This is a genomic window from Enterococcus sp. GPZ-007, assembly GCF_059374735.1.
On the sequence record NZ_JCAFYN010000071.1, the window covers coordinates 1 to 12,931 of the forward strand.

Annotated in this window: 15 protein-coding genes; 4 read left to right on the top strand and 11 right to left on the bottom strand. The window is 40.9% G+C overall.

Annotated features, from left to right (window positions below; genetic code table 11):
* Both AC4J95_RS20245 and AC4J95_RS20250 read right to left on the bottom strand, forming a co-directional pair.
* On the bottom strand, positions 1-661 hold a 661-nt coding region (locus AC4J95_RS20245; protein WP_494551406.1), incomplete at its 3' end, for a winged helix-turn-helix domain-containing protein.
* Positions 662-1,106: 445 nt separating this feature from the next.
* Entirely contained in the window at positions 1,107-2,420 is a 1,314-nt protein-coding gene (locus AC4J95_RS20250; RefSeq protein ID WP_316402816.1) for an NCS2 family permease, read from the bottom strand.
* Between the two features lie 247 nt (positions 2,421-2,667).
* Here AC4J95_RS20250 and AC4J95_RS20255 point away from each other — a divergent pair, with 247 nt between their 5' ends.
* Positions 2,668-3,579 carry a UbiA family prenyltransferase gene (locus AC4J95_RS20255; protein WP_494551407.1) on the top strand — a complete coding sequence of 304 codons (912 nt, stop codon included), beginning with the start codon at positions 2,668-2,670 and terminating at the stop codon, positions 3,577-3,579.
* A 51-nt stretch (positions 3,580-3,630) separates the two neighbouring features.
* On the opposite strand, the gene AC4J95_RS20260 is transcribed toward AC4J95_RS20255, so the two are convergent.
* The 9 genes from AC4J95_RS20260 to AC4J95_RS20300 form a co-directional block, all read right to left on the bottom strand.
* Positions 3,631-4,407 carry a DeoR/GlpR family DNA-binding transcription regulator gene (locus AC4J95_RS20260; protein WP_494551408.1) on the bottom strand — a complete coding sequence of 259 codons (777 nt, stop codon included), beginning with the start codon at positions 4,405-4,407 and terminating at the stop codon, positions 3,631-3,633.
* A gap of 68 nt (positions 4,408-4,475) precedes the next feature.
* Positions 4,476-5,522, bottom strand: coding sequence for an alcohol dehydrogenase catalytic domain-containing protein (locus AC4J95_RS20265; RefSeq protein ID WP_316402813.1), 1,047 nt, complete (start codon positions 5,520-5,522; stop codon positions 4,476-4,478).
* Positions 5,523-6,545: a Gfo/Idh/MocA family oxidoreductase gene (locus AC4J95_RS20270; protein WP_494551409.1), complete on the bottom strand. Its 1,023-nt coding sequence runs from the start codon at positions 6,543-6,545 to the stop codon at positions 5,523-5,525.
* A gap of 8 nt (positions 6,546-6,553) precedes the next feature.
* Positions 6,554-7,930 (bottom strand): PTS fructose transporter subunit IIC, encoded by a 1,377-nt coding sequence (locus tag AC4J95_RS20275; RefSeq protein ID WP_494551410.1) that lies wholly within the window; start codon positions 7,928-7,930, stop codon positions 6,554-6,556.
* A gap of 15 nt (positions 7,931-7,945) precedes the next feature.
* On the bottom strand, positions 7,946-8,392 hold the full coding sequence (locus tag AC4J95_RS20280; protein ID WP_494551411.1) for a PTS sugar transporter subunit IIA: 447 nt from the start codon (positions 8,390-8,392) through the stop codon (positions 7,946-7,948).
* A 4-nt stretch (positions 8,393-8,396) separates the two neighbouring features.
* The gene (deoC, locus tag AC4J95_RS20285; protein WP_494551412.1) at positions 8,397-9,074 is read right to left on the bottom strand and encodes a deoxyribose-phosphate aldolase; all 678 of its coding nucleotides are present in this window, start codon (positions 9,072-9,074) and stop codon (positions 8,397-8,399) included.
* Positions 9,075-9,263: 189 nt separating this feature from the next.
* Positions 9,264-9,563, bottom strand: coding sequence for a rhodanese-like domain-containing protein (locus AC4J95_RS20290; RefSeq protein WP_494551413.1), 300 nt, complete (start codon positions 9,561-9,563; stop codon positions 9,264-9,266).
* Complete coding sequence (locus tag AC4J95_RS20295) at positions 9,556-11,205, bottom strand: FAD-dependent oxidoreductase (protein ID WP_494551414.1); 1,650 nt, start codon at positions 11,203-11,205, stop codon at positions 9,556-9,558. The genes AC4J95_RS20290 and AC4J95_RS20295 overlap by 8 nt, the downstream gene beginning before the upstream one ends.
* Before the next feature lies 1 nt (position 11,206).
* A complete protein-coding gene (locus tag AC4J95_RS20300; protein WP_494551415.1) occupies positions 11,207-11,518 on the bottom strand; it encodes a rhodanese-like domain-containing protein in 312 nt (103 codons plus the stop codon).
* A 181-nt stretch (positions 11,519-11,699) separates the two neighbouring features.
* Here AC4J95_RS20300 and AC4J95_RS20305 point away from each other — a divergent pair, with 181 nt between their 5' ends.
* The 3 genes from AC4J95_RS20305 to AC4J95_RS20315 are packed head-to-tail and all read left to right on the top strand — an operon-like array spanning position 11,700 to position 12,535.
* Complete coding sequence (locus AC4J95_RS20305; protein ID WP_316402805.1) at positions 11,700-11,960, top strand: metal-sensitive transcriptional regulator; 261 nt, start codon at positions 11,700-11,702, stop codon at positions 11,958-11,960.
* A gap of 9 nt (positions 11,961-11,969) precedes the next feature.
* Positions 11,970-12,284, top strand: a complete 315-nt coding sequence (locus tag AC4J95_RS20310; protein ID WP_494551416.1) for a DsrE family protein — start codon at positions 11,970-11,972, stop codon at positions 12,282-12,284.
* 44 nt (positions 12,285-12,328) lie between these two features.
* Complete coding sequence (locus tag AC4J95_RS20315; RefSeq protein ID WP_316402803.1) at positions 12,329-12,535, top strand: restriction endonuclease subunit S domain-containing protein; 207 nt, start codon at positions 12,329-12,331, stop codon at positions 12,533-12,535.
* The last annotated feature ends 396 nt before the right edge of the window (positions 12,536-12,931 follow it).

Here is a 12,931-nt window from a genome sequence, read left to right on the forward strand (position 1 = left end):
AGTAATCAAAAAACTTTTTGTTTAAACGATAGCCCTGTCCCCAAACTGTTTGAATCGCTTCATCACCAAATTCATTCGCTAGTTTTTCGTTGACTTTTGAAACAACCTTTGAAAGACTTGCTAAAACGGATTTAGTCGGTGCTTTCTCCCAAATTTCTCGACTGATTTCTTCACGCGGTACTGTTCGATCACCCGCTTGAATCAAATAATAAACAATTTCTTTTTGTTTCAATTTCAAATTTAACTCAGATAATTTTTGTTTGACAGTGACTTGTTGAACATGAGCAGCGTCTTTAGTAGCCAAACTCGACAACTCCGCAATCAATAAAATCTCGCGCAAGCGTTCTAGATCTGCGTTCATTGGAATCCACGCATCAAAAGGAGAAGCCGCTGCTTCTTCTGCATTGCTTCCTGTTGCACGACGGAAAAGTTTAATATTTCCTTGAGGCAAATGCTTGACTACTTCATAGGCTTCTACATCATAAAGTGTTTCACTAAAAATGATCCCTTCAAATTGCGCAAGAAATGTTTTATCAAGCGAACTTCTTTTTAGTGTCGTTATCATATTACTGGAACAGTATACCTCATTTCCTAGCTGCTTTAGTTGTCGTTCAAAACTTTCTTCGTACAATGGAACTTTGGTTAAAAGTAATAATTGCATACCGTTCATCTCCTTCAAAATTGCTTATTCCCATTAAAACACTTTCTCTAATTTATCGACGTCTATACAAGACTACAGACAGCCTACATTAATAAAATTCGAAAATTAACCCGAAATATCATTTAATGTCTTAAAATAGAAAAACATTTATATAGATCGATTATATTATACCGTTAATTTTAGGTCAATTTTTAATTTGTAAATAATAAAAACATATGTTGACACTTTTTATGAAGAGTATTATAACTAAAGAACACATTCTCCGTTTGTTAGATAGCAATTATTCCTTCTAAGTAAACTAAAAAGAGAAAACCGGATATCATTTAAGTCTTTTAGTATAAAAAAACGTACAAAAATAAAATTTTTGATTATTAAAAAAATGTAAAAAAAATGCTGCTCATTTTCAATATGTCATAGAAAATGAGCCGTTCATTTACTCAAAACTTTACTTTGCGTTCAAAATCCACATGAAGCCGATGAATACAAAGAATAATCCATACATGATAGGTGAGACCTCTTTGCCGCGTTTAGCAGCAATCATTGTAATCGGATAGAAGATGAACCCTAAGGCGATCCCATCAGAAATACTATAGGTCAAGGGCATCCCGATCAAGATTAAAAATGACGGAATCGCGATTTCTAATTGATCCCACTTGATTTGACGTAATGATTGAGCCATCAATACGCCAACGATGATCAAAGCTGGTGCTGTGACTTGTGAAGTTACGACTGACAATAATGGTGAGAAAAATAAGCCAAAAATAAAGAAGATTCCTGTCGTAATCGCAGTCAAGCCAGAACGACCACCTACTGCAATTCCCGCTGATGACTCAACGTACGCGCCTACTGGAGAAGTTCCTAACAGCGAACCAGCTAACATTGCAGTAGAATCTGATGCCAACGCTTTTCCGACCCGCGGCATTTTATTATCCTTCATGAAACCCGCTTGATTGGCTAATCCAACCAATGTCCCAGCAGTATCGAAGAAGGTCACTAATAAAAACGTTAATACAACGACCCATAACTGAAGAGTGTTGATATCCTTTACGTGCTTTAATGCAACTAAGAAAGTCGGCTTCAAACTAGGTGCAGCAGAAACAATATGAGTTGGTGCTTGAATCAAACCTGTAACCAATCCCAGCAGGGTGGTCGCGACCATCCCGATAAATATTCCGCCAGGCACTCGTCGAACAGTCAAGATTGCTGTTATAATCAAGCCAAAAATAGTTAACCATGTTGTCCCGACACCCATTGATCCTAAACCGACTAGTGTCGACTTATTCGCAACAATAATGCCACCCTCACTCAATCCTAAAAAGGCGATGAATAAGCCGATCCCGCCAGAGATCGCATACTTCAAATCAGCTGGAATAGCATCGATAATCATCTCGCGTAGCTTGAAAATCGTGATCAAAATAAAGATCAGTGACGCTACAAATACACCTGCAAGAGCCGTCTCCCAACGAATTCCCATGCCGATACAAACAGAATAAGCGAAAAATGCATTGATCCCAAGAGCCGGGGCTGTTGCGATCGGATAGCGTGCCAACACCCCCATCAGGATACAGCCCAACGCGCTAGCTAACGCGGTTGCAGTGAAGACCGCCCCTTCGTTCATTCCTGACGCACCCAACACACTTGGGTTAACAAACAAAATATACGCCATCGAAATAAAGGTGGTAAAGCCCGCCAATAGTTCTCTTTTAACTGTTGTATTCAATTTTTCTAGTTCAAAATAGGAATTTATTTTCCCTCTCATGATGCTCCCCCTACAATCTAAAAACGTTCGTAAAATAATAGCTTGTTTTTCCAAACAACGAGGATAATCATATAATAAAGGAGAAAATATGTAAACAATTATATGTAACAGCATCAAAACACGAACATTATCCAATTAAAATACACGACTGATTGAAACCCTTTCCCTCCCTATAAACAAAGTATTGGACAAATACGAGGATACTGGCTAATTTTATTAAGGATTATACTTGCAAAGGAGAATTACTTTGAGACACCTTACTTTTAAACAATTTTGGGAGCTATCAGAAATATATACTGCTCCATTAAATCTTTTTATTATTTTATTAGGCTATGCAATCGCGAAATTCCAGCTAAATAGTCTGCCAAGTCCTGAATTTTTTCTATTTGTTTTGATCATCGTGATGTTTCATATAACCGTCAATGTCTTTAATCATTATATGGATTATCGCAACGCCTCAGATGAAAACTACAAACAGCAAACCAATATTATCGGACGCGATCACTTGGATCTGCGTTTTGTGCGGAATTTCTATCTCATTAATTTAATCATTTCTTTCTTGTTGGGATTAATTTTGGTATGGCGGACGAATTGGGTGATTGGGGTTCTGGGTGTGATCGGGTTTTACATCGGACTGTTCTACTCATACGGTCGTCGCCCATTGAATAGCCTGCCGATCGCTGAAGCATTAACTGGTACTGCCAGCGGCTTCTTTATTACTGTTGTGAGCTATTACTTAGCTGTTTATCAAACACATGTCATTACTCTGCCGATGATTGGCAAAGTTTTCCTGATCAGCTTACCGCTGGTATTGATGATGTTTAATAATTTACTGGCAAACAATACTTGTGATTTAGAAGAAGACATTGAAAATCATCGTAGAACACTGGTTTATTATTTAGACAAACCGGTTGCGGTGAAGGTTTTATTAGCTGTTTACGCTTTTAGCTTTATCTGGCTATTCGTCTTAGTTATCACTGGTTTGGCACCTTGGACAGTCCTATTTTTACTGTTCCTTTTCCCGAAAAATTGGCAAAGCCTAAAAAAATACCGTGCAATACAGGACAAAAAGACCACTTTTCCGATCGTCTTAAAAGCCATGTCAGCGATTATGGTGATCTATCCTGTACTTTATTTTATCGGTTCGCTATTTGTCTAATAAATAGAGCCTATTTAACTTCCTTTCTAGGAAATTAAACAGGCTCCATTTTTATACCATCAGTAAATTAATATTTAACGCACTGATATCCATTTGCTGCTCGCTGGTTATCTGAGAATCAGTAATCAGATAATCACATTCATCCGGCTTAGCAAATTGCTTGAAGCTACGTTGATTGATCTTGCTGGACTCGCATAAGACTATTTTTATCCGTCCGATATTCATCAAACATTTCTTCATCTCTGCTGTTTCGTAATTTGGTGTAGAGTAGCCGTAATCCTTATCGAAGGAGGTCGTACCAAAAATTACCTTATCGACTGAAAAACCTGCTAAGCCTAGTGCAACAGAGCTTCCTGATACATAGGGATATCCATTACGAATCGCTCCGCCAATGACCTGTACTTGATAATTTGTCTTTTCGCTGATCAGCAAGGCGATCTCCAAATCATAGGTCAAAATTGTCAGACGTTTCAATGGACTATTGATCAATTTTTCAGCAAAAGCTCTGCAAGAAGTTCCCGTATCAATCGCCAGAATATCATTTTCTTCAATCAGGCGAACTGCCCGTTCCGCGATCCGGTATTTTTCATTGGTATACTCGCGGCTTTTGGGAATAATCTCAACACTGCGCTGAAAGTCCCGCTTGATCACCCCACCATGAGTCCTCGTCACTAGCCCCTCATTCTCAAGCTCCCGCAAATCGTTGCGAATCGTAGAACCGGTCACGTTAAACAGATCCGCTAACTCGGCAACTTGCATCCGATTTTTTTCATTGACTATATTAACGATTGATTGCTTTCTTTCTTCTGCATACAATTGATCATCCATTTTTTATCACCTTTTTGTGTTTTGTTTCATTATAAAAGAAACTGAAAACGTAAGCAATTAAACTAAAATTATTCTTTGAAGACAATCACGTTCTTCAGCCCAATGGCGTTTTTAGCATTTTCCAGCGCTTCATCAAATTGATCGATCGAATAACGCTTCGTAATCAAGTCCTGCAATGGGATCCTTCCGCTGGCAACCAGCTGTGCTGATGTCCGATAGCCCATTAGGCTGGCCCGAGTACAGCCAAACACACGTAATTGTTTATAATGAAGAATATTCGTATTCAAACGAACTTCTTCTTTTTCTTTTGGCAATCCGCCGAAGAAGAGGCAGCGACCATTCATCGCCATATAATTAAAGCTGGCTTCCTGCGCCTGCGGAGCTGGTGCCGCGATAATGCATAGATCCACTCCTTGATTATTTGTTTCCGCAAAGATTTTGTCCTTCAAGTTTTCAGAAGTTAAGGTAATCAAATCTGGGATCATTTTCTTAGCATCTGCTAAACGAGCTTCCGACAGATCATTCATCATGACCTTCCCGGCACCTCTAGCTCGAGCCAGCATCGCATGCATGATTCCGATCGGACCTGAGCCGATAATCAAGACATTATCTCCAGGGTTATTTCCAGCAATTTCTTGTCCATTGAATACACAGCTGAAAGGTTCGATCAAAGCGGCTTCTTCATAGGACAATTTATCCGGAATTAACGAGATATTTCCTTGGCGCACGGCTTTTTCTGGAATGACCAGATATTCGGCGAATCCTCCTGGTAAGTTGATGCCAAACGCTTCATAGCTTTCACATAAATGGGTATTTCCGCTGACACATTGATCACAGATACCGCAGCCCATATTTGGCGCGATCGCCACCCGCATTCCTGCCTTGTAGAAATTAACGGCTGCTCCGACCTCAACAATATCACCAGAAATCTCATGACCTAAAGTCAATGGTGTTTCTTCACTCGCTGTCGGATAACCATTTTTATACATCCGGACATCGGTCCCGCAGATTGAAGCGGCTTTAACTTTGATCAATACTTCCTTTTCAGATATCTCTGGTTTAGGCAAATCACTTAATTGGATCTTTTCTTTTCCTAATAATTGGATTGCTTTCATTTATACCTCCACCTCAACAATTCTATTTTCCAGCAGCGAGGTCAAGCCCGCGTTGACTAAGCGAACCGACATCAAACCATCTTTCCCCGTACACTGAGGTTCCGTATCCTTCAAGATACAATCAACAAACGCTTGATCCTCAGCCACGTAGGCTTCTCTGAATAAATACATCCAGCTATGCATCGTTGGTTGTATCAGTTTTTGATCACTCGTAGCAACCACAATATTATGCTTTCCTTGATCCCCAACCAAGATACTGCCTTTGGTCCCAAGAATCTCCGTACGTGCATCATAACCGTATTGAACATACTGAGCACCGTCAATCAGACCTAATTTTCCGTCTGCAAACCGCAGATTCATCGCTACAGTATCGTAATAATCAGGAAACTCCTCTCTGACTTCAGGTGAACGATAATTACCGCCATTGGCATAAATGCTGCTCACTTCACTACCAGTTAACCAACGTAAAGTATCTAGATCATGACTGTTCACCTCGCCGATTGGTCCATTACTTTTATGAATATCAAACATCCACGGCTTTGGTTCACTTGGTCCGTGGGTCAGCGATTTTACTAGCACCACATCACCAATTGCTCCTGATTCCACGACTTTTTTCGCTTCTTGAAAGCTAGCGTCAAAGCGGCGCATAAATCCGACCTGCAGCTTCACTTGATTCTTCTCTGCCGCCTGGATCATTTCAAGACATTCCACCTCGTCCATCGCTAGTGGCTTCTCACATAGAATGTGTTTTTTTGCCGCAGCTGCCGCTAACGCGATTTCTTTATGATAGACCGTCGGAGTGACGATTACGACTGCGTCGATCTCGGGATTCTCCATGACTTCATGGTAATCCTCATAGATATATTGGCAATCCACTTCTTTTTGGGCTGCTGCTAAACTTTCTTTTGACGGATCGCACAAAGCGATTAATTTGGCATTTTCAATCCTACGAGCGAAGTTTTTACCATGGATCATTCCCGCTCTGCCAGTGCCTATCAAACAAACGTTAATTAAATCTGTCATGACGATCATTACTCCTTAGCCGCTTGTTTTTTCTGCGACATTACTTTTACTGCTGTTACCAAAAATCCACTGACTGCTGTTCCGATTGCTAGGGCAAGCACGTAAAGCAGCACATTTTCCACTGCTCCTGGGATCAAGAAGACAAAGAAGCCGCCATGAGGAACCGCGATTCCGCACTTGAAAATCATTGATAAAGCTCCTGTGATCGCCGAGCCAACTGTTACTGACGCTAATACACGAATCGGATCTGCTGCCGCGAAAGGAATCGCCCCTTCAGAAATGAAGGATAATCCTAGTACCCAGGCTGATTTCCCTGCTTCCCGTTCTTCCTTGCTGTATAGGTTTTTACCTAAAACCGTTGAAGATAAGGCCATTGCTAACGGGGGTACCATCCCAGAAACCATGACTGCTGCCATGACCATGCTTGTTTCTCCGGCACCTAAGTTAGTCAACGATGCAACACCGAAGAAATAGGCTGCCTTGCCAATCGGGCCAGCTAAATCGATCGCCATCATCCCGCCCAAGAGCAATCCTAACAACACAGAGTTCATGCCTGATAAACTATTCAACCAGTTGGTAATTCCTTCATTCAATGCTGTAATCGGAATCCCGACAATAAATTTCATCACAAGTCCAACGAATAAGACGGATACGACTGGAAGGATCAAGACTGGCAATAGACCTGAAAATGCTGGCGGTAATTTTAGAACCTTCTTCAAAAAGTGAACAGTATAACCGGCTAAGAAACCACCTAACAATGCACCCAGAAATCCGGCATTCATTGACGAAGCAATCATACCTGCAACCATCCCCGGAACTAAACCTGGTCGATCCGCGATCGAAAAGGCTACATATCCACCTAGGATCGGCCACATCAAGCCCATCGCGATCCCGCCTAATTCATTGATTGCCGAAGCAAGCTCCCCCTTGGCGTTGATTCCGCCAAATGCAAAGGCTAGGGCGATACAAATGCCGCCTGCTACAACGAAAGGAATCATGTAGGAAACACCCGTCATCAAGTGACTATAAATACCGCTCTTTTCCACTTTTGCTTCTGATTTTACATCTGCTGAAGTTGTGTAGATCGCTGCATTTGGTGCACGATCAAATAAATCATCTGGATGATCGATCGCCTCGGTGACATCCACTTCCAACAAACGTTTGCCATTAAAACGATCCTTATTCACCGAAGTACTAGCAGCGATAATCACGGCATCTGCATCAGCAATCTCCTGCTCGGTCAAGACATTCTCCGCACCGATTGAGCCTTGTGTTTCCACCTTGATTTCGATATTGCGTTTTTTCGCTGCGATCTCTAAGTTTTCCGCCGCCATATAAGTGTGCGCGATCCCCGTCGAACACGATGTAATACCCACTATTTTCATTTTTTTCACCCTTTCCTATTCAAAAATCTGATAGATTTCTTCTGCAGCAGTACAAGTCATCAGCTTTTGACGGACATCATCATGCATTAGCTTCCGCGACAGTTTGCTTAGAATTCTCAAGTGTTCATCGTTTGACGTTTCCGGTACCGCGATTAAGAACATCAAATGAACCGGTTTGCCATCCATCGAATCATACTGGATTCCTGCTTGGCTACGCCCAAAAGCTAATGATGGTTCGGTCACAGCCGCACTTTTTCCATGCGGAATCGCAACCCCAAAGCCGATCCCGGTAGTGCTCTCTTCCTCCCGTTTCATTACGGCTTCTAAGTAAACGCTATCATTTGTTACAACACCTTCATTTACGAAGGTGTTCGCTAGTTCACTGATCGCCGCCTGTTTCTCTGTTGCTGTTAAATTAAAATTGATAAAGGCTGGTTTCAATACATCGCGAATTTCTGTCATTGTTTTACCCCTCTTGTTTCTTGTATTCTTCGACAATTTTGATTCCCGAACTGGTTCCTAAACGTTCCGCCCCTGCTTCCACCATCTTCAAAGCTGTGTCTAAATCACGAATGCCTCCGGCTGCCTTCACTTTTACATCAGCGCCTACGACTTTTTTCATCAATGCAACATCTTCCAAAGTAGCCCCGCCTGTACCAAATCCAGTTGATGTTTTTACAAAATCGGGTTTCACTTCCTTGGCAATCTCACACACAGTGATCTTTTCCGCATCCGTTAAATAGCAATTTTCTAAAATGACTTTACTAATAATTCCACCTTCACGAGAAGCATTCACAATTGCTTTCATTTCCTCACGAATATAGTCGCTGTCCCCATCCTTCAATTTGCCGATATTGATCACGTAATCAATTTCATCTGCCCCATTTTTGATTGCATCCTGTACTTCAAATACCTTCGCTTCAATGGTCGTTTGCCCTAACGGAAATCCGATCGCTGCTCCCACGTGAACTTCGCTATCCTTCAAGAAATCCCGGCACATCGCTACTGGATAAGAATTGATCGCTACCATTTTGAACCCATATTCATCTGCTTCTTTGCAGAGCTGCTCGAACCCCTCTTTCGTTGCATCTGCCTTCAATAATGTGTGATCCACCATATTTGCTAATTTCTTTAACTCGATCATTCGCTTGCTCCTTTTTATTTTTATTTACACCCTTATATTATCATTTGTTTTCATTTTGTCAATACTTGAAAATGTTTTTTTGAAATAAAAGCAAATATGATACCTTTAGTTTTGACGATAAGTAAAAAACACCAGTTTACCTGAATAAACTAGTGTTTCTCCTATTAACATTTTAAAAGCAAATGAAAATTATTGAGTCAATTTGTCAGGCCAAGCAGAGGTTCCACCTAAAACATTGACCACATTATATCCTTGCCCGCTCAAAAAGGCACAGGCATTTTCAGAACGAGCACCAGATTGGCAGATCAGGTAGTATTCTTCTTCCGGATTAAGATCAATCCTATATGTTCCTAAACTGCTCAAAGGCAAGTTTTTCGCATTCGGAACATGCCCGACTTGATACTCGTAGGCTTCACGAACATCGATGATTTTTATTTCTTTTTGTTTGGTCAGATGATAAAAATCATTCATGTTGATTGATTTACTCATAGATTAATTCCTCCGGTCTCACCGTTTTATACAAAGCAAAGGCGCCATCTAAGTTTTTAACGGTGAAGCCCTTTTGTTTTAGCAGCCGCTCCGCAACATAGCTTCTCAAACCGCTGTGACAGCTAACAATGTAACTCTTTGCTGGATCCAATTCTGAAAGTCGATCTCTTAACTGATTCAGAGGAATATTGATAGCGTCAGGGAAACGGCCATTTGCTAATTCTTCGGGATTACGTACATCCAATAGTTGACTGTCATTTTTCTGTTCTTCCTTTAATTGATGCCATTGGATCGAATCACTGATTCCCTCAGACAGATTAATTGCCGCGTACCCCAGCATATTGACCGGATCTTTGGCCGAACCAAATGGCGGAGCATACGTAAATTCTAATTCCAGCAGATCAAAAATTGTTAATCCGCCTTTGATTGCTGTCGCCAAGATATCAATCCGCTTGTCGACACCGTTCCCGCCGACGCCTTGGGCACCATAGATTTTCCCAGTCTTTGGATCAAACACTAGTTTCAATGTTAAGTCGCTCGCACCAGGATAATAACCGGCATGATCTTTTCCAGAAACATGCACTACTTGATAGTCCAGACCCAATTGTTTGACCACGCGTTCACTTAGACCCGTTGATGCGGCAGCAAGATTAAAGACCCGTACGATTGCTGTTCCGATGCTTCCGCGATTGGTCCGTTTCAATCCTGCGATCACATCAGCCACTTGACGACCTTGACGATTCGCTGGAGAAGCTAACGAAATCAATGCGTCTTCCCCACTGACCTGCTGCTTCACAACAATCGCATCACCGACTGCAAAAATATCAGCGGCACTCGTTTGATATTTTTCATCAACAAGTATTCCTCCGCCCAAGCCTGTTTCTATTCCCGCCTCTTCAGCAAGTGCGTTCTCTGGACGAACACCAACAGAAAGAATTGTCAGGTCAGAGGCCACTTCTTCCCCATTGGTTAGGGTGATTTTTCTCCCTTGTTCACTGAAGCTTTCAGCTGACTCACCAGTGATCACTCGAACACCATTAGCAATCAGTTCCTTTTGGACAAAAGCGGCCATCTCTTCATCTAACGGCGGTAAGACACGGGGGGCTTTTTCGATCACTGTCACATCTAAGCCCCGTGCTTTCAAATTCTCTGCCATTTCCAAGCCAATAAAGCCCGCGCCGATTACTGTAGCCTTCTTTGGCTCATGTTTTAAAGCCACCATGATTCGATCTAAATCTGGCACATTCCGTAAACTATACACATTCGTCGCTTCAGCTAATCCGTCCATCTCAGGAATTAATGGTTTTGCACCTGGTGATAAAATCAATTTGTCGTAGCTTTCTTCAAAAATGCCCTGTTTATTTTTGATCGTCACAGTTTTCTTTGCCGGATGGATATTCGTCACTTCATGGAAAGGTCGAACATCTAAATTGAAACGTGCTTGTAGCGACTCTGGTGTTTGAACCAAAAGTGCCTCCCGATCAGCAATCTCACCGGAAACATAGTAAGGCAAGCCACAATTAGCAAACGAAACGAAAGGGCCCTTCTCTAAAACAATAATCTCTGCATTTTCCATTAATCGGCGTAGACGTGTAGCGGCAGACATTCCACCAGCGACACCACCAACGATAATAATTTTCATCTTATTTTCCTCCTCGAGTCGGACCATTCCAGCGATTCATGCCGCCTTGAACGTTCGTTGCTTCATACCCTTTTTGCTTCAAAATCTTTACTGCCTGTTTGCTCCGCATCCCTGATTGACAGATCACATATACTTCTTTTTCTTTTCCTTGATAGCGATCGATTTTGTCTAAGGGTACATTCACCGCTTTTGTAATATGCCCTCCACGGTATTCCAGCGGTGTACGAACATCTAGTAAAGTGATTGATTTTCCAAGCTTATCAGCTAATTCATTTGTAGAAATAGTCGAATTTTTTTTTAATAAACTAAGCATTTCTCGGTCTCCTTATGTTCTCATCTTAATATACCTCATAGGGTATTTTTACCATAGCGAAATGAACCCTGTCAACCATTCTGTTTGGTAAAAATTATCGATAAAAGCGATCCACTTGACGAAACATACCCTCACTAGGTATATTCTTGGTAAGTTAATTTATTAAAGGAAGTGTAGCTAGATGGAACTGGAAGAAAAGAAAATCCTTAATCGGTTGAAAAGAACAGAAGGACAGATTCGTGGTGTTCAAAAGATGATCGACGAGGAAAAGGAATGCATTGATATCATCACCCAATTAAGTGCGGTCCGATCTAGTATTGATCGAGTAATGGGAATGATTATGGCTGAGAATTTGAAGAATTGTTTTGAAAATCCCGATAGCAATCCAGAGGAACAATCACAAAAGTTAGAACAAGCTATAAATATGATTATTAAGAAATAAGGTGTAATAATGAAAGTTGTTTTCCATATCGACGAATTAGAAAAATGGACTGAAACTGCTAATAATGTTAAAAACTTGTTGAAAGAGCCAGAAAAAATAGCTATTATTGTTTTAATTAACGGTAAAGCTATTAAAGGATATCTTGCCGCCGAAAATCAAGCATTTATCGCTACAGAGGGAGTAACATTTCACGCCTGCAATAATGCGATGCGAGCAAATAATATCACGAAAGAGCTGTTACCAGAGGATGTCGTTGTCGTCCCTGCTGGAGTTTTAGATTTGATTGAATTACAAGCACAGGGCTATGCCTATATCAAACCATAATTAACTATTCACGCAGGATGCTACTCGGGGAAGGGAGTAGGATTTTGAACACTATTGAAAACATCAACAAAAAAATGCATGTCACAGGCAGTCTAATTAATCTGAAAACAATTCAAGAGCACTTTGAAAAAATCAACGCGATGGATATTTGCTCGGAAGAAGAAAAACAAGAAATCGCTGAATTTCTTGATGCCATTGAAGAAGAGATCGATTCAATTCAGGAGAAAATCGGATTTATTAGGCAGATGTGATTGGTTGAAGGTGAATCATTACTAGCTGTTGATTCATTGCAAGTGATAACTGACAGCTAGCTCATTGTAGATGAATTCATTTTTCGTACGCATATCATTATGCTAAACTGCTTGTATAATACAACATTGAGAAGCTATATACTCATCTCATTAATAGAATAACTGCAAAAAGCATAACTGACAGCTAGCTCATTGTAGATGAATTCCTTTTTCCAAAGAACGGAAAAAGGATTCTATTTTCGTACGCATATCATTATGCTAAACAGCTTGTATGATACAACGTTGAGAAGCTATATACACATCTCATTAATAGAATAACTGCAAAAAGCATAACTGACAAACTGACAGCTAATTCATTGCAAAGTAATAACTTTTTCAAAAACCGAAAAAGTTAGT